Source organism: uncultured Kiloniella sp. (assembly GCF_937128705.1).
In the GTDB taxonomy this organism is placed as follows: Bacteria; Pseudomonadota; Alphaproteobacteria; order Kiloniellales; family Kiloniellaceae; genus Kiloniella.
Genome location: NZ_CAKZMP010000281.1, coordinates 1 through 17,598, shown reverse-complemented (window position 1 = coordinate 17,598; position 17,598 = coordinate 1). Strand labels below are relative to the sequence as shown.

Below are 17,598 nucleotides of genomic sequence, written 5' to 3'. Positions count from 1 at the left end.
CAATTCGATGACCGATCATTAGGGGCTATTGATGGCACTTCTTTTTATTTCTGAAACGGACAAGTTGGATTTGTGGCGTAAATATCTGCGCGATGAAATTCCTGATCTCGATATGCGTCTGTTGCCAGAGATTGGAAACAAAGAAGACATAGAGTACGCCCTTGTCTGGCAGCCCCCCAAGGGACTGCTCAAATCCCTACCCAACCTGAAAGTTATTTTTTCCCTGGGTGCCGGGATAGACCATCTCGCTTCGGACCCGGATTTACCCGAAAACGTCCCCGTTGTGCGAATGGTTGATTCGTCTTTGACGTCAGGCATGACAGAATATGTTGTCATGGCGGTCCTCAATCACCACAAAAGTATGCGTCTGTATCGCGAACAACAGAACCGTAAGGAGTGGACGTTGCATGTCCCGCCAGTAACCTGGGATAGGCGGGTTGGTATTATGGGTATGGGGGTCTTGGGTTCAGATGTCGCAGGTAAGCTAAGCTATCTCGGCTTTGATGTCGCAGGGTGGAGCAGGACCCACCGGGAACGACCAGGCATAAAAACCTATGCAGGTGCAGATCAGCTTGAAGATTTTTTAAAAACAACAGAGATCCTTGTTTGTCTGCTGCCTCTGACTTACGAAACAGAAGATATTCTTAATAAAGATCTTTTCGCCATGCTCCCCAAAGATGCGAGTATTATCAATGCGGCAAGAGGTGGGCATCTAGTCGAAGAAGACCTAATAGCAGCATTGGATTCAAATCATTTGTCCGAGGCAACACTCGATGTGTTCAAGTCCGAACCACTGGATCAAGGTCATCCCTTTTGGAATCATCCCAAAATCACGATTACGCCGCATGCTGCCAGTACAACACACCCAAGCTCTAGCGCCCGAAATGTAGCCGATGGTATCCGGCGCTTTGAAAGCGGAGAAGAACTATTAAATGTTGTCGATATGAAACGAGGGTATTAGGCCTGTCACGGTGTATTCCATGAAACACCAGATTCACTAGATCAAAAAAATATTGAATAACTGGAAATCCTCTGCCGAAACTTAAGGGGTCCAGATGCGATGGACCTTAGACTTCTTCGGCATATTGTTCGACCATATCACCAAATTCACGTAGATATACAGATCCTTTGATCGTTCGCTGTACAAGGATTGAGCGGCGATCATTCTCATCCGTTTTTCGCCGAACAAAATCATACTTCCCCAGCCGATCCAAGGCACGCGTCACGGCTGGTTTTGACATATTCAGGTCTTCTGCCAACCCACGAACTGTATGTGCCTGATCTTTGAGGTATACATGAAGCAATAAAGTAAATTGGCGAGACGTCAGATCCGGCAGCCCTTTTTGCAGAGCTGTGACCATAACGCCTCGCCATAATTCTAAAGCCTGTTTCGCTGGTATATCCACGATCAATCCCAAACGTTCCGCAATCGCAATGATGCTAGACCACAAACAGGACCAAACTCAAGATATTCCTTCAATACGTTACAGGAGCAATATAACCGTTTAACTTTTTTGCTCAAATCGGCTTAAAAACTCATGCAATTTTTTGGCACAAACAATAAACCCAATATAAGCCAAGCAGCTATATATTACCGAACGGTAACACAGGTAACTTTACTCAAACTTGCCACTTTATGAGAAACAGATCCAAGAAGAAGTGATTCCAAATCACCGTGTCCACGGCTTCCCATCACAATCGCATCGACTTTGTTTTTGTCGGCAAATTCAACAATAGATCTCGCAGGTGGGCCAACTTTTACTTCAGTCTTGATATTCTCAACACCAACTTTTTTAGCAATTTCTTTTGCTTCGTTGAGAACTTCTTGGCTAAAGGAATCAAGAACATATTGTGCGTCCTGACCAGAAACGTGTTCAACCTCCATAAAGCGGCGCAACCCTTCGTTCATTTTGACAGCTTTTGCAACTGTCAAAAAAACAAGCTCACCTTCAAACTTAAGGGCTAGGGCTGCGGCTTTTTGAACGGCCCGCATACTATGCTCGGAACCATCAACCGCACAAAGGATTTTATTGAACATTGTCATACTCCATCTGTAAGACAGTTATTAAAACCAAATTCAAAAGAACATTAGCATAAAATAAGAGAATTTTCCCAATCTCTATGGACAACCCTGAAATGCAAAAAAGCAGTCCGTTATGTTTTTCGGTAGATCCGGGAAAGTAAAAGCTTATTGTCCGACCATTTCTTTAACCATAGAATAAACAGCTCTCAGGCCAAGAGCTTCACCACCTTCTGGCTTCCCTGGCGAAGACGAATTGTTATAAGCCATGACGTCAAAATGCGCCCACGGAATATCTTTCTCAACAAATTCCTGCAAATACAACGCTGCCGTGATCGCGCCGGCATAGGGCCCACCAGATATATTGTTCAGATCAGCAATCTTACTATCCAGCAGTTTTCGATAGGGTTGGTACAACGGCATGCGCCAAACTTCATCACCTGTCGTTATGGAATGTTGACGCAGTTTCTCTGCTGTCTCGTCATCATTACAGAACATCGCAGGTAAATCAGTACCTAAGGCAACACGCGCAGCACCCGTTAACGTCGCAAAATCAATAATCAGATCCGGTTTCGCCCGACTTGCTTCGGCAAGGGCATCACACAGAACCAGGCGACCTTCGGCATCTGTATTCCCGATTTCGACTGTAAGACCTTTGCGGGTTTTAATGATATCGGATGGTCTGAATGCATTCCCGGAAACTGCATTTTCAACAGCAGGAATAAGGACACGTAGCTGGCAAGGCAGGTTACTTTGCATTATTGCCGCAGCAATCCCCAGTACATGAGCAGCACCGCCCATATCCTTTTTCATGAGTAACATACCAGCCGCAGATTTGAGATCCAGACCACCGGTATCAAAACAAACACCCTTGCCCACAAGTGTAATTTTGGGACCTGCATCTCCCCATCTGAAATCAATCAATCGGGGGGCACGGACAGAAGCCTTACCAACCTCGTAAATCGCCGGATAGTTAGCTTCGATAAGCTTGTCACCGACGATGACATTACAATCGGCTTCGTATTCACCAGCCAATTGTGAAGCTGCGGTAGCAAGCTCTTCTGGCCCCATGTCATTACTCGGCGTATTAATCAAATCACGTGTCAGGTGGACACCACTTGCAAGGGCGTGAACCTGTGTTTGATCCACGCCTTTAGGCCAAACAAGTGTCGCTTGAATCTTGTTGCTCTTCTTGTAGCGTGTGAACCGGTACGTCCCAATTGCCCATCCCAGAGCAACCTGTGTTGCAGCTTCCTGAGAAAGGTCATCTTCGAGGTAATAAGTCCCCTCTGGAAGGTTTTGACTTAACCCCGCAGCGGTCCATAGACCGGGAACATCCTGATCTCCAAGCCCGACGACGATGGCTTTAACACCATCATTCTGATCCGGTAGTGAACAGGTCGCCCCCTCATCAGCTTTAAACCCGTTTGCAGTCATCCATGATATGCCCTTGGCATTTTCTTGAAGCTGCTCATCAAATTGTTTTTTGTTTAAAAAGATTAAAGGTATAGCCCGCTTTGGAGCAGAATCAATTAGTTGAAAACTCATGTTTTTCCTACAAATTACCAGATCGTGAGAAACAAAACAGTGCCCACATAGAAATGAATGCTGCTGATGTTACAACCAGACAAGTACAGTGCACAGTCTTTTTTAGGCTCAAAATAATATAATACGATGACAAAGTTATTCTGAAAGGTGGGCGTGAAAAATAAATTTGAGCATAGCGAAATCCGTATCGATCCCAGCTATTGAGCTTTGGGTAGCGCGTCAAACCGTTAGAACCATCAAACTACTCTTCAACACCTTCTTCAGCATCAGTAGAATTAATTTCATTTGATGTTTCATCGTCAATCACGACCTGATCGCCGTCTTCGGACACATCCTGACCTTCTTCGAGGTCTTCATCCATAAAGGTTTCTTCTTCTTCCGGGATCATCCCAATTTCACGGTAAAATCGTTCAGCCCCAGGGTGCAGGGGTAAAATCAAGCCATCCAACGCGGTTTCCTGGGTTATATACTGACCAAGTGCGTGCCCTTTCGTCAGATTTTCCGCCGTGGTTTCATGCCACAACGCCTTGGTAATTCCATAAATCAGATCGTTATCCAAGTCATCTCGCACCAAAAACTGGGCCGGAACCATCAGGGCCAGTGTATCAGATGTATTTTTGTAGGTGCCAACACCAATCGTGCCCCCGGAAAAGAAAGGATATATTTCTTGCAGGATTTCAACGTCTGTTTGACTGAGAGACAAAAGTCTTGCTTTGTGTCGATCAGTCAGAACCGTGACCAATCTTGCTGGCGCCCCCGCAATCATGAAAAAGGCATCAATTTCACCGCTGGTAATGGCTTCGTATGATTCACTGTCTGACAAAGTGAACATATTTTCTTTCGAAACCCTGACACCCCGGGTTTCCAAGAGTAACTGCGCCGCAGCATTTGTACCAGAACCTGCTGGTCCAATAGAGATTTTTTTCTTTTCAAGATCTTCAAGAGATCGAATACCACTATTGATACCAACCACAAGATGCATTGCTTCCGGATATAGGTTCGCAACACTTCTAAGGTTGCCAATAGCACCACGAGTGCGAAAAACATGCTCGCCCCGCAATGCCCAGAAGACAACATCAGCTTGCGCAAAGCCCCCCTCAAGCGTGCCATTAGAAATACCAATCACATTAGAAACAGACCCTTGCGTTGAGACACTCACAGACAGAAGGCCATCAACACCGCAACTACCACCTTTTTCACAGGCGCGAGACCCCACTGGCTTGCTGATAGAACTGGCAATAATGCCACCCAACGGAAAATAATTTCCTATTGTCGCCCCGGTTCCAATTCGAAACACAGGCGTATCTTGGGCCAAACTAATATTCGAAAGTATCGATATACAGAAAATAGAAGCGACAATAACGAAGTTTTGGATGCTCTTTTGAAAGAAACGGTACCTAGAGGACGTCGAAAACAACCGACTGCCTTTCTCTTATAACAGATTAGTCGCTGGGAAGCTTTTCGTATCCTACGACACAACTGGTTAAAAGTTAATTACAACCTTGCCGCTATAACAAATTTTTTATTACTTAAAAATTTTACGCCACAAGGTATTATCTCTTTAGTAAAACAACGGAAAAGTCTAGCCGATTTCATCCGTTTTTTTAACTTCAAGGCAGAATCTAGCAATGAATAGTGGCTAAGTGTGGGTATATTTATGGCCGTAATTAGCTGAGCTAATAACAGGCGATAAAATTAAGCGGCCTGTTCCATAAGCACGCCATCAGACAGTTCGACTTGTCGGGTTGCCACCCTGTTCAGAAAGTGGTGATTGTGCGATACAATGATCATGGCTTGCGGGAGCTCTGTCAGCAACGAAATCAAATGTTGTTTCGTATCCCGATCCAGATCATTTGTCGGTTCATCAAGTAAAAGAACTTCGGGCTCTAACGCCATAACTGTTGCCAAGGCAACAAGCCTTTTTTGGCCGCCAGATAATTTATGCGTAATTCTATCGGCCAGATGTTCTAATCTTAAAAGCTCCAGTGTGCGTCCGACAACTTCAGCAACTTCTTCTGATGACTTTCCCAGATTCAAGGGGCCGAAAGCGAGATCTTCGGCAACTGTCGGGCAAAAAAGCTGATCATCAGGATCTTGGAAAACCAATCCGGCACGCACCCGGACCTCACGAAAATCCTTTTCTTGTTGTCGCACAGCCCCAAAAGCATGAATTTCACCGCTATTGGGCGTTTCCAAGCCATTAATCAAGCGAAGAAGAGTACTCTTACCAGCACCGTTACTACCTGTTAAGGCCACACGATCCCCGGCGTTGAGTTCAAAATCCACACCCTTGAGAACATCTAATCCACTTGCATAGGAAAAGTGCAGATCACGTAGCGAAATCAGCGACGCCATCAAAAATACTCCACAGCCAACAGGCCTAAAATAACAACAGCCGCACAGACTGAAAAAATACGGTCGCGCGTTTCTATCTTCATATTATTCAAAATATGGAATCGCCCGTCGAAGCCTCGGCATTTCATTGCTTCCATAATCCGATCAGATCTCTCAAGACTTCTAACTAGCATCATACCAATTAGATACCCAATAGAACGCAACGTATGTATATTCGTCCGGGGAACAAAACCACGGGCTTTCATCGCCATGCGCATGGTTTTGTATTCTTTGTAGAAAACATCAATATAACGCACAGTGAAAAGGAATAGATGGACCAACTTTGCTGGAACTTTAAGACGATAAAGTGCGTGCCCCAGGACTGATGGCTCCATAATGCCCACCAATCCCATCAGGGAAAAGAGTATGGCGTTCGCCTTCAATCCAACCTCTGCCGCACGGTAAAGGCCTTCTTTACTGGCATCCCACCCCCAGACAGAGAAAAGGGCCTCCCCCTCCATTGTAAAGGGGAGTGTCAGCATCAAAACCACAATGAATGAGTCGACAACAATAACCTTTCGGATCGTTGTCCATAACGGCAAACGTGATGACAGAGAAAGCCCTAACCCAACACCAAGAGCAAGGGTCAGAGCCCCCAGATCATGCATTGCCGAAATAAGAAAGGCGAGCAGCACACAAGAAACAAGGCGAACACGCGGGTCTAGGCTTTTTAAAAATGCTTCAGATCGGCTCTGATCATTCTTAACGGCCCAAGATTGCGAAACTTCGCCCAGTACCTGTGTCATATTACGCGCCCTTAGCCATATCGTTCTTCTTGGTCTGCCTGCGACCGAGAAGGAAAGATGCTATACCAAAAATTCCAAGGATATAACCAATACCCCCCAGGATATCCTGCATGCGACGTTCTTCTTTGTATTGCGCCAGCTCTTTTCGCAAAGACCGTACTTCTTTGGACGTTTTTGAAATAAGCTTCTCCAAAGCGACCTGATCAATCACCACAAGATTGCCTCCTGTGCCTGAGACAATGGGCTGAGCTGTGACATCATTATCAGAAGAGACAACTTCCTGACTCGATGATGTCTCAGGAACACTTCCACCTTCGAGATCATTAGGCAACTCCTCTGCAGTAACAGTCAGTGTTGCAATATGTCCCGCGCTCAAATTGGCACGAAAAATATGATCGACCTTCTTGGTCGCCGTGAAGATAAAAAATCCTTCCTCGTCCGTTGTTGTCTCACCCAGCTTGTTATCTTCCGGATCAAAAACTTCAACAAGAAGGTTTTTTGCCATATCTCCATTGGAAAACCCAATTTCACCTTCGATGATATTTCCATCAGGATAAGCGGCTGAAATAACTTTATGTGCCCAAGCATTCGAATAGACGCCGAGCGTAAGAAGAGATGCGAGCAAAAATGCTGCAAATTTTAATTTACCGTACAGCATTGATCAGCTCCGGTTTAACCTTTGTAATTAATTGAATAGTCGCGGCTGTTAAAATGCCTTCCACTGCCATTACAGGGAAGTGTGCGACGATGACAAACTCAGCAGCCTTTGCAAATTCATCTCCAGATAAGGCGAGGGAAATCGCAACCATAATCGCCGTAAAAAAGATGGATAGAGATCCGCCCAGAAACCCCCAGAAACCAGCAACAGAAAGAATTTTCCGGCGGTAAAGGATGTATCCGTAAATCATCACCACAGCAAAGAGTGCCAAAGAGATACTATTTACTGAAACACGCCATGTTGCCCCTTCTACCTGATAGGTTTCGTAAAGAGAAACACTGGCCCAGATAGATAAGACAAAGAAGATAGCAAACAACGCATCGGCTACAAGTTTGGCCAGATTTTGTTGTTGAGCAGTAATCCCCCACCGACAGATAAAGAAAACCATCACAGCGGGAAAAGCAATATTTACTGCATTAACGCCCAGTACTGTCAGCCCCCCAAAACCGAAGAAAACAGCTTGTAACAACAAGGCAACTACAAGTGCGGGAAAAGCTGCCCAGCCGAGAATAATGCCTAACAGCCCATTCAAAATAAGATGAACTGAGGAAAAACCGAGCGGGACGTGAATCAAAGAGACCACGAAAAAGACAGCCGATAATACCCCGACCCGTGGTAAGTCTTCCGGTTCCAGCTTTTTCAAACTATAGGCCACACCAGCGGCGGCAATAACGCCGCCGCCAATGAGAACTGGATTTGATAAGGCACCATCAACGATATGCATCGTTATTTATCCTTAATCAATATCTCGGGCTTGAATCCAAATCACAGCATCCTGAGAAAGCTCTTTACCTTCGTGCTCTTTATCCGGCCCAACGCCAAGAGCTGCAAAGCCCCAGAATCCCTCTTCGGGAATACCGAAAGTAAAAGTACCAGACGCATCCGCTAAAATTGCGTGTGCAGGTGACGAAATCCGGGCTTCACTTGCAAAGCGATTATTTTCAGGATCTGCAGGATAGTTGAGATACTCAACTTCAATCTCAGCAAACGGAACTGGTTTTCCCTCGGATAAAACAACCCCGGAAAATGTTCCCCCCTCAATAACGTTATAAGGCTTTGTCAGGGGGCGGATTTCAGTTTTCAGCCCCTGAGGCTCAGCCCAGTCAGTTGGAAGATCACCAACGTTCACATACGATTTTGTAATTTGTTGAATAAATATGTCTTCACTTGCTTCGTAAAAAGGTGCTGGGTTTAAGACAAAAACGTTGTCACCAAGACCGCGTAACTTCACAGAAGCTTCGTAGGCTTTTCCTGTATTTTCATTACTGGTCCACTCGATGACTTTCAAGCTATCCATCAGGTCTTTCTTTTTACCTTTACGAATAACGTAAAACTCTTCTGGTGTTCCCATTTCCATCACATGGCCTGATTCAGCAGGGTGTGTGAATGGCATTTTTAATGTTATTTCTCCACCCTTTTCAAGCATAGTCTCTGGCGTATAAACCAATTGGAAGTGTGCTTGCGCACCAGAAATAAAAGTTGCCAGTCCGCCAAAAACGACACCACAAGCAATGGTTCCACAAAGAAGTACTTTTTTCATCGCGTTCAAAAATCCCCTATCTTCAATGCAATCCACTGAAGACAACGTTCCTAAAATAAGCTGATTGGAATCCGAGAAAAACATCAGACATCTCGTCAAAGCATAAACAGGCATCCCTGCTTAAGCTTATTCCAGCAGCTTGGCTCAAAGGCACGCCACAAACGGATGTCCGTCACCAATGGTGCTCCCCGCCCTTTGGTCTAGTGACATTATGCCGGCAGGTCTCCTGGCTCACGGATCGTTGCTCAATCACCAAACCTTCCCGGCACAAAAACCTTTCGGCCATGCCAGTGGTTATTCTTGGTAAGAACTCACCGTTTACAGTTGCGGGGGCAGCCACGGTTCAAGATCCCCTGATGGGTAGATCCCTCCGTGTTCCCTTTTAATCCCCGGACGACTTCATCCATGGGGAACCATGCATGGCGCGAGTTTATGCGGAGAACAAAAATCCTGCAAGTCCAAGATGTCAAAAGGTCAGGTGCGTCTTGATAATTCCTCGCGTATTCAAATAAATCTACCTGATTTTTTATTCATTATTTTACTGAAGTAATCTGCTTGGCATTTCACAACAAACGGCATACTTATCAGTATGTCTTTGAATGAATTCGATACGAGAACACATGATGCCCTCTTCAAATAGCATATCAAAAACGACACCCAGTGGTCAGAACTGGCTTAATGCCGCCATGGAGATCTTATCCGAAGAAGGCTTTCAGGCGCTCAACATTCCACGATTATGTCAGAAGCTTCAATTAACCAAAGGCAGTTTCTACCACCACTTCAAAAGCTTCGCAGCCTTCAAACAGGAGCTACTCGCTTTTTGGGAAAAGGATTACACACAGGATATATTTGACGAAATAAGAGATGTAGAAGATCCCGAAGCCCAATATGAAATGCTTTTTAACCTCGCGTTTGAAAAAGACCTCGCTGTTGATCTTGCAATTCGCGCATGGGCACAGACAGATAATCAGGTCAAAGAAGTTGTCTCAAAGGTTGATGAAATTCGGATCAATTTATTAACAGAAATGTATCAAAAATCCTCTAACCTATCCTTGGAGACCGCGCGTAATTACGCCGTGATTGATTACACAGGATACATCGGATTCTACAGCCTATTTCCCGACGCGCCAGATAGCTGGGCACGTGATCTCGCTTCTATTCAAACGAGAGCACTTCTTTCGGACAGTAAAATGACAGGCGGAAAAATTTAAGCTTAAATAATTCAAGGTAGAAGAATTTCATTTGTAATCACTATGTACAATTAAATTGATCTGTCCTCTTGAAAAAGACACACTGCCTCGGAATCGGTTTTTCGGGTGAAAATTTGATCCGGAAATAATAGGGAACACGGAAGGATCTACCCATCAGGGGGTCTTGAACCGTGGCTGCCCCCGCAACTGTAAACGACTTAAAGCTTGTTATTACCACTGGTATTTTCCAGAATTTTTAACTTCTGGAACGCATCGGGAAGGGACAATGCTCTTACGTTGTAAGCCAGGAGACCTGCCGATTTAACGTCACCTGTCTGATGAACGGGGTGTTCATTAGGGCGGTTTTCCGTCGAGTGACGTGCCTGTCGATACTGGCAAGGCGCGGTTCTAAGCTGATCTTGAGATCAGTGTCTAAACTCGCACTGCCATTGTCATAACTTTATAGACAAGGCGCGTACCATGTTTTTAAGATTCCAACATAAAAGACCCTCACATTCAATCTGGGTTATTCTCTTAACCATTTCCTTAACCTTACTTTCCCCTCCACAGGCCAAAGCACATTTCATAGAGCTTATCCCTTCATCTTCACTAATAACTAAAAGTGCTGAGAGTGACTTTTCATTCGATATCCGGTTCACCCATCCGATGGAAGGGGCACCACTTATGGAAATGGAACAGCCAGATTTATTTGGCGTTCAAGTCGCGGGGGAAAAGTACGATTTAACAGCAGCCCTTCAATCCACAACGATCGAGGGAAAACTTAACCCTGTAAATGCGACATCCTATGTTGCAAACCACAAAATAAAACGTGCCGGGGACTATAGTTTCTACCTCGTCCCCAAACCCTATTGGGAACCGGAAGAACAAGCCATGATTATCCACTACACAAAAGTAGTGGTAAACGCCTATGGCTTGGAAAACGGCTGGGAAGATCCCATTGGATTGCCCGTCGAAATTATTCCATTGAGCAGACCTTATGGCCTATGGACAAATAATTTATTTACAGGGCAAGTGCTCAACAATGGGCAGCCTGAACCACATGCGACGATCGAGATTGAATATCGAGGAGAAGGACAGGTCGCTATCCCAGCGACGCCTTTTATCACCCAAGTTGTACGGGCCGACAAAAATGGTGTTTTCCACTATGCAATGCCAAAAGCCGGGTGGTGGGGATTTGCTGCTCTTCTGGATAACGGAAAAACATTACTGGCACCTGACGGTACAGAGGCACTGGTAGAAGAAGGCGGCTTGATTTGGGTACATACCCAAGACATGCCGCAATAGAAATTCCAAGATCCGGAATTATTGCCAGAAGAAATAACCTCAATATAAAACAGGTTATAAAACAACAAAGCGGTGGGCTCAATTTCAGAGCCCGCCGCTTATTCACAAAAGATTATCCTGTCACCTGTTGAATACAGTACAGGCTTAGCCTGACATATAGGCCATCATCTGTTTATTTTCATACTCTAATTCCAAAAGACGTTTACGCACCACATCACCGATAGAGATCATTCCACACAACTTGCCTTCTGAAACAACCGGCATATGACGGAAGCGACCATCAGTCATTTTTTGCATGACATCATGTACTCTTGCATCTGGCGCACAACAAATAGGATTAGCCGTCATAATCGTATCAATTTTGTCGGTAAAGAGGTCTTTCCCTTTTTGCCCGATCCCGACCACAACATCGCGTTCAGACACAATACCGACAGGACGATTGTCATCATCAGCAACAACCAAAGCCCCGATTTTAAAAGAATTGAGCATATCAATGACTTCTTGAACAGTATGCTTCGTCGTAATCGTGTGAATGTCCCCGCCTTTATCTGCAAGAATGTCTTTAACCGCGCCACCGGAAGCTCCCCCAGAAGATCCTCCCGCCGGGCCAGAACCAGAACCGCTATCACTTTGATAGATTGCGGCGCTGAAATCACCGGAAAATAGCATTTATAATCCTCCTCGTGTTCTGCTGTATTTTGAGTATAGCACAAGAATTTTAGGACATAACTTTTGTTTCAAAAAAGTTCCCGGAAGACCTAATCATATAGACTCCCGGGACAGTTGGCGGATTGGAAAAGCCTGCCAGAATATTTAACGCGTGTTAAAAACTATACGTAACCGCAAGACCACCAAAGAATTGGTTTTCACTTTCGACGAAAGGACTATCAGCAGCATCTCCCAACAAACGCGCATAACCTAACGACCCGTTCATTGCCCAGTTTTCGTCAAAGCTATACGTTGCTCCCAAGTTAAAGCCGACATCCTTTAAACCTGCATCAGCATCATGCTGGTTATACTTGCTTCTGGAAGCTTGCTTGCTATTCACGCCAAAATAAGACTGCATATAATCTTCTGATGCCCAACTAACAGATGGGCCCGCTGAAATCCAAAGACGTTCATCAAGAAAACTATGTCGATATTCAGCATTCAGGCTGGCAAGAAGACCTTTGTCTTCTCCGCTTAGATCCTGGGTTACGTCTAAACCCAATGCGTACATTCCCAAATCAAGTTCAGCAAAAGCAGTCCCTGCGAGGCCGGCATCAACATCACCTAGTCCCTTCAGGGCCGAATTATCTCCCTCATCTCTCCCCCAGTCATAGTTCAGGGAAACGCCCCCTGAAAAATGTTCTGACCGCAGGAATGTCGCCCCAATACCGCGATCAAGCGAAATAAAGAGCGTATCATCTAACCAAGAGGCTTCGAGTATAGGCATCGCCCCCACACCATATTCATCAGAGCCTTCATAGTCAGGCCCAAACCCGGCCCCTGCACCAATAGAAAAACCCCAGTCACTTAGCGCGGCATCAACAAAGTCACTAGACTTGTCACTGCCTGCCGAGACTTGATCATCAGCCACAGCCGATGATGCAAGATTGAAAAAAATAAATGACGAGAAAGATACAAACTTAATCAGTTTGCTTGGACGAATATCAATAAGCTTACCATCTTCACCTTCTGAAACAGATAAAGATATATAAGAAAATACAGAACGGCACTTAAACATGAGTCCCTCATTAAACAACGAAAATATACCGTGCTTATAAGAGAGCTTTCTGACAGAGGCCTGACCGCTGAAATTTAAAAGTTGATTTAGGCTAACGCCAACTCTGTGCCGAAAATGTCATTGAAGTAGTATTCAGGAAAAATCGTTTCATCGGGCTTACCCCCCTCAGCGGCACAGGACTAACCCTTTCAAAAAGACGTTGAACATCGCGTACTGACAAGCCATCCCAAGATGGTTGCAGCGCTTGGCATATTGAATCTTCCAATTGCTTATAAATAGCTTTGATAAACATTTTTTGGTTAGAAGATGTTTTTAGCCTGTGTAAACTCGGCATTTGCCAATGGACTCGCAAAGCACCCAAAGGCCCCAAAACAGGCTGATTTTCATCTGGCGCGCCAATACTGATGACAAGGTCAATATCCGGGGCACCTTCTTCCATAAAAAGTTTATGTGTCTTTGAAAAAAGACCCGCGGTTTCATACCCCTTATCTTCAAGAAATTGGTCAACCATTGGTAACATCTGTCCATCCGGCTGTGTTCCCGCGCTAAAAGATCGAACACGTCCGCCCCCAAAATCTCTCAAAAGAGTCTCGGCAATTAAGCTTCTGGCAGAATTAGCCGTACTTAAGAAAAGAATATGGACTGGTTTTTGCGCCATTATTCAAAGCCTTTATAAACAACTGTATGTTTCAGAGGGTCAGACAATAATCGGTATTAATAGAGAGGAAAGATATCAACCAGATGAAAAGCACATGACCTATTTATGAATTACGATCACTAGACGAGGTTATAACAGCCTCCTTCACTAGTTCATAACGTGAGCAGTCTTAAAGATTTTCAAAAGCTCGTTCATGACGGATCTGATAGCAGGAACAAAGCGCAAGTCGCCATGCACGATTAAATACAGGTTTGAAACCAGCCCCGGAATATCTGGCGTCAACCTTTTGAGTTCTGTGTCATGATCACCTGCAGCAGAAGGAAGTAAACCAATGCCCAGATTTTCCCGTAGCATCGTTTGCATCATCATCGCATTGTTAATCCGAATAACAGGCGTAACCATTTTAAGCGTAGACCGCATCCATGTCGCATCAGGCTGATAGGCATGTTCTTCATCCCAACCAATCCACGGTAAATCTTTTTGCCAAAGCCATGCCCCAAGATCCTCTTCTTGCGGCAAAGGTGTAACATCACTTTTCTTGGATGCAAAAACGGCAAAAGGCATTTCCGATAGTTTCTGCGTGTAGAGATTTCCCTGTTTGGGTTTGCAAAAGCGGATGAGTAAATCCGCTTCACGCCTTGAAAGACTGGCCTCTACATGCGTTGTGATCAGCTCCAGTTCGATCCCCGGTAGTGTTTTTCTGATTTGATGAACATGCTTCGAGAGCAACATTCCAGCCTGTTCATTCATTGAAACCCTGACCGTTCCAACAGAGTCAGCCGCCAAGAGAGTACTTTGGCGGTTTAATGTTTCAGCAGCTTCAGCCATGGGGAAGGCCTTGGATGCCAGCATTACACCAGCTTCTGTGGGTGACAAACCTTCTGACAGCCGCTCAAAAAGGCGGTTTTTCAGTCCATCTTCCAACGATTTTATTCTTCGCCCTACTGTGGGTTGGCTAATGCCTAACTCTCTTGCTGCGGCGGAAAAAGATCTCATTTCATATACAGAAAGAAAGACCCTTATATCATCCCAATCATAAGGAGACTTAAGCATCACAAGCCCATTCAATAATGAATACCAAAATTACATTAATATTTATACCATACATATATGAATAGATATATTTTATAAAAATAAAAGGAATCAGACGAGCTGAAAGTAAGTCAAATGTTTGCATACACAGAGCAGAATAAAACAAATTTTCAGGCAATGTTCGCCGTACTGTTCGCCGCCTTTCTTTTCTCGGCCATGTTTACGCTACCCAAAGGTTCAGGCACAGATCTAACTTGGTTCCAGATTGTTTTTATCCGCTATACAGGTGGACTGATTTTTCTGCTCCCTACCGTATGGCGATGGCACTACAAAGGAAACAGCCTAAAAAGCAGTTTGGGACTACTCCATATTGGACGTTCAATTGCTGGTATTGGTTCCGTAGCTTGCGTGGTCATCGCCGCATCCCTGATCCCACTTGCAGATGTCATAACCATCAGCTTTTCTAACGGAGCCATCGTCCTTATTTTAGCAGGCATTATTCTAGGTGAACGTGTTCTGCCTCGTCACTGGGCATCAATTATCATCACCATCTTTGGGGCAAGTCTTGTTGCATCCAATAGTTCAAACGGTGGTCAAAGCGCCTTTTTTAGCCCTGCAGCTCTCATTGCACTCCTTGCCGCTTGCTGCATGGCCGTTGAAATCATCGTCATCAAATTCGTCAGTGAAAGAGAAGCTATTCCTGTAACTCTGCTATACGTGAACGGACTGGCTAGCCTCTTGTTACTCATTCCTACTTTGATTTGGGGACAGTGGCATGGTCTGGAAAATTGGTGGCCTGTTCTTTTAATGGGACCCATTGCCATTTTGGGGCAAACCCTCAACCTATTTGCTTTCAGAAAAGCGAATGTGGTTTTGCTAACGCCGCTAACATATAGCTCAATACTTTTCTCTGCGCTTTTGGGATTCTTTCTCTTTGGCGAAAGTCTAAGCTGGTCCACAGGAACCGGTGCTGCCATTATCATTACAGGCTGTTTGATTGGAATGGGTATCTATCGAAAAAAAGTGCCCCAATCTTCCTAAGAGCCTCATGTCGAAGCTCTTAAGCATTACCTTCTTGGGTCTTGGCTATTATATGAGCTAAAGTAGCTCCAGCTTTGTCTTCGTGTATGAACGGCAAAGCTCTCTGCATATCACCAACGACAAGGCCAGATAAGAACCCCTATGATCAGCGATCACAGTGACCTAAAAAGTATCGTCTCTCGCTTTACTGACGAGCAGGTATCAACCCCTGTCTTTGTTGCTAACGTTCTGCGCGAAGCAATTATCTCTGGCACTCTTCCGCCACACAGCCTTGTCCGGCAAGATACAGCCGCCGATGCAATGGGGGTCAGCAAAATTCCGGTTAGGGAAGCTCTCAGAACACTGGAAGGCGAAAACCTTATTAGCTTTGAGCGAAACAGAGGGGCACGGGTTCTTCCGGGATCAATTCGGGAAATGATTGAAATTTTTGAACTCAGAAAAGTGATCGAACCACATCTTCTACAACTCTCAATCCCGAACCTTACGAATGAAGATCTAAGCGACGCCCAAAATTTGATCACCCGTGAAGCTCAATCAACGAACCAGAAAGAGCTGGGTGAACTTAACCGTCAGTTTCACGAAATCATTCTATCCGGGGCCAAAGAAACCATCGGGTATAAATTCCAAGCCATTCTTTTTACCACATCCGAACGCTATTTGAGATTAAGCTTGAAAGAACCGTCCTCTCAAACGCGTAGTAATGCAGAGCATCAACTCCTGATCTCAGCCTGTAGTGCACGCGATGGTGACAAAGCAAAAGAGCTTCTCGTAAAACATCTGGAATCTGCTCAGAGTGTTATTCACGAGAAGCTCAAACAGGATAAGTCTGTAGATTCCTAATTTAAGGAACGGTTCTTATAAATCTTTTGCAAGCCTGAGCGCGTCGTAAATTGCCGCGTGGGTATTACGTGCGGCAACGGCATCTCCAATTCTGAAAAGCTGAAACTTACCATCAGCATTCGTTGCAATCCTCTGGGGCTCTCCATCAATAAAAGCTTGATGATCCAATTCGCCAAAATTCAAAGACATCGGTTTGAGATCAAAATAGATTTCATCCATCGGAATCGTACCGTGATTGACCACAATCTGATCGTAGCTTTTTTCTTTGATCAGACCACTATAATCAGTGCCAATTTTAGCCCGTAGTCGATTTCCATCCCGCTCAACATCTTTCAGTCGATAGGTAACGGTAAAGGTCACATCTTTTTCCTGCATTGAACGCATGTAAGGAACCAAATTCATAGCCATGACATCAGGGGCAAAACTACGGTCCGGCGTCATAATCTCGACCTTTGCACCTGTATTTGCAATAATTTCAGCGGCCTGTAATCCGGCATGATCCCCGGCATCATCATAAATCAAAACATCCTGACCTGGCTTGACATCACCAGCTATGATATCCCAGCTGGAAGCCACCAGCTCATTGCCATTTCCCAGAACTTCAGTGTGGGGTAAGCCACCCGTTGCAATAATAACGACGTCAGGGTTTTCCGCCTCAATATCGGCAGCTTCTGCCCAGATATTAAACCGAAACTCAACGCCCCGCGCAGTACACTGTGCCATACGCCAATCAATGATCGAAATCATCTCGGTCCGCCGTTGGCTTTGCGCAGACAGACGAACTTGCCCCCCCGGTTCCGGGGCAGCTTCAAAAACAACAACATCATGCCCGCGTTCAGC

General features: G+C 45.1%; 19 protein-coding genes and 2 riboswitches. Of the genes, 5 read left to right on the top strand and 14 right to left on the bottom strand.

Features of this window, described 5'->3' with window-relative positions; translation table 11 throughout:
- Window positions 1–31 precede the first annotated feature (31 nt).
- Entirely contained in the window at window positions 32–961 is a 930-nt protein-coding gene (locus Q0241_RS14375) for a glyoxylate/hydroxypyruvate reductase A (protein ID WP_299378683.1), read from the top strand.
- A 106-nt stretch (window positions 962–1,067) separates the two neighbouring features.
- Here the strand turns inward: Q0241_RS14375 and Q0241_RS14370 are convergent, their stop codons facing one another.
- The 9 genes from Q0241_RS14370 to Q0241_RS14330 all read right to left on the bottom strand — a co-directional run bounded on the left by Q0241_RS14370 (window position 1,068) and on the right by Q0241_RS14330 (window position 8,966).
- Window positions 1,068–1,406 (bottom strand): MarR family transcriptional regulator, encoded by a 339-nt coding sequence (locus Q0241_RS14370; protein ID WP_299378681.1) that lies wholly within the window; start codon window positions 1,404–1,406, stop codon window positions 1,068–1,070.
- Window positions 1,407–1,591: 185 nt separating this feature from the next.
- Window positions 1,592–2,038, bottom strand: a complete 447-nt coding sequence (locus Q0241_RS14365) for a universal stress protein (protein ID WP_299378679.1) — start codon at window positions 2,036–2,038, stop codon at window positions 1,592–1,594.
- A 150-nt stretch (window positions 2,039–2,188) separates the two neighbouring features.
- Window positions 2,189–3,568 carry a M17 family metallopeptidase gene (locus Q0241_RS14360; RefSeq protein ID WP_299378677.1) on the bottom strand — a complete coding sequence of 460 codons (1,380 nt, stop codon included), beginning with the start codon at window positions 3,566–3,568 and terminating at the stop codon, window positions 2,189–2,191.
- 241 nt (window positions 3,569–3,809) lie between these two features.
- Window positions 3,810–4,985, bottom strand: coding sequence for a TAXI family TRAP transporter solute-binding subunit (locus tag Q0241_RS14355; protein WP_299378675.1), 1,176 nt, complete (start codon window positions 4,983–4,985; stop codon window positions 3,810–3,812).
- A gap of 278 nt (window positions 4,986–5,263) precedes the next feature.
- Window positions 5,264–5,923 carry an ABC transporter ATP-binding protein gene (locus Q0241_RS14350; RefSeq protein ID WP_299378673.1) on the bottom strand — a complete coding sequence of 220 codons (660 nt, stop codon included), beginning with the start codon at window positions 5,921–5,923 and terminating at the stop codon, window positions 5,264–5,266.
- Window positions 5,923–6,708, bottom strand: coding sequence for a cobalt ECF transporter T component CbiQ (gene cbiQ / locus Q0241_RS14345; RefSeq protein ID WP_299378671.1), 786 nt, complete (start codon window positions 6,706–6,708; stop codon window positions 5,923–5,925). The genes Q0241_RS14350 and cbiQ overlap by 1 nt, the downstream gene beginning before the upstream one ends.
- 1 nt (window position 6,709) lies before the next feature.
- A complete protein-coding gene (locus tag Q0241_RS14340; protein WP_299378669.1) occupies window positions 6,710–7,366 on the bottom strand; it encodes a cobalt ABC transporter permease in 657 nt (218 codons plus the stop codon).
- Window positions 7,353–8,150 carry a cobalt transporter CbiM gene (cbiM, locus tag Q0241_RS14335; protein ID WP_299378667.1) on the bottom strand — a complete coding sequence of 266 codons (798 nt, stop codon included), beginning with the start codon at window positions 8,148–8,150 and terminating at the stop codon, window positions 7,353–7,355. Before cbiM ends, Q0241_RS14340 begins: the two co-directional genes overlap by 14 nt.
- Window positions 8,151–8,162: 12 nt before the next feature.
- On the bottom strand, window positions 8,163–8,966 hold the full coding sequence (locus Q0241_RS14330; RefSeq protein ID WP_299378665.1) for a DUF4198 domain-containing protein: 804 nt from the start codon (window positions 8,964–8,966) through the stop codon (window positions 8,163–8,165).
- Window positions 8,967–9,164: 198 nt separating this feature from the next.
- Window positions 9,165–9,399: riboswitch (cobalamin riboswitch) on the bottom strand.
- A gap of 190 nt (window positions 9,400–9,589) precedes the next feature.
- Between Q0241_RS14330 and Q0241_RS14325 the strand changes: the two genes are divergently transcribed.
- Both Q0241_RS14325 and Q0241_RS14320 read left to right on the top strand, forming a co-directional pair.
- A complete protein-coding gene (locus Q0241_RS14325) occupies window positions 9,590–10,177 on the top strand; it encodes a TetR/AcrR family transcriptional regulator (RefSeq protein ID WP_299378663.1) in 588 nt (195 codons plus the stop codon).
- Between the two features lie 77 nt (window positions 10,178–10,254).
- Window positions 10,255–10,492, top strand: a riboswitch (cobalamin riboswitch).
- A 144-nt stretch (window positions 10,493–10,636) separates the two neighbouring features.
- Window positions 10,637–11,461, top strand: coding sequence for a DUF4198 domain-containing protein (locus Q0241_RS14320; protein ID WP_299378661.1), 825 nt, complete (start codon window positions 10,637–10,639; stop codon window positions 11,459–11,461).
- Between the two features lie 144 nt (window positions 11,462–11,605).
- Here Q0241_RS14320 and Q0241_RS14315 read toward each other — a convergent pair whose 3' ends face one another.
- From Q0241_RS14315 to Q0241_RS14300, 4 genes are all read right to left on the bottom strand, one after another.
- Window positions 11,606–12,130: a CBS domain-containing protein gene (locus Q0241_RS14315; RefSeq protein WP_299378659.1), complete on the bottom strand. Its 525-nt coding sequence runs from the start codon at window positions 12,128–12,130 to the stop codon at window positions 11,606–11,608.
- A 154-nt stretch (window positions 12,131–12,284) separates the two neighbouring features.
- The gene (locus tag Q0241_RS14310; protein WP_299378657.1) at window positions 12,285–13,187 is read right to left on the bottom strand and encodes a MipA/OmpV family protein; all 903 of its coding nucleotides are present in this window, start codon (window positions 13,185–13,187) and stop codon (window positions 12,285–12,287) included.
- A gap of 91 nt (window positions 13,188–13,278) precedes the next feature.
- The gene (locus Q0241_RS14305) at window positions 13,279–13,845 is read right to left on the bottom strand and encodes a hypothetical protein (protein WP_299378655.1); all 567 of its coding nucleotides are present in this window, start codon (window positions 13,843–13,845) and stop codon (window positions 13,279–13,281) included.
- Between the two features lie 147 nt (window positions 13,846–13,992).
- Window positions 13,993–14,898, bottom strand: a complete 906-nt coding sequence (locus Q0241_RS14300; RefSeq protein WP_299378653.1) for a LysR family transcriptional regulator — start codon at window positions 14,896–14,898, stop codon at window positions 13,993–13,995.
- 114 nt (window positions 14,899–15,012) lie between these two features.
- On the opposite strand from Q0241_RS14300, the gene Q0241_RS14295 reads away from it, so the two are divergent.
- Complete coding sequence (locus tag Q0241_RS14295) at window positions 15,013–15,918, top strand: DMT family transporter (RefSeq protein WP_299378652.1); 906 nt, start codon at window positions 15,013–15,015, stop codon at window positions 15,916–15,918.
- Window positions 15,919–16,059: 141 nt separating this feature from the next.
- Window positions 16,060–16,758 carry a GntR family transcriptional regulator gene (locus tag Q0241_RS14290; RefSeq protein ID WP_299378650.1) on the top strand — a complete coding sequence of 233 codons (699 nt, stop codon included), beginning with the start codon at window positions 16,060–16,062 and terminating at the stop codon, window positions 16,756–16,758.
- Window positions 16,759–16,773: 15 nt separating this feature from the next.
- Here the strand turns inward: Q0241_RS14290 and Q0241_RS14285 are convergent.
- Window positions 16,774–17,598: FAD/NAD(P)-binding oxidoreductase (locus Q0241_RS14285; protein WP_299378648.1), on the bottom strand; the 825-nt coding region annotated here is incomplete at its 5' end.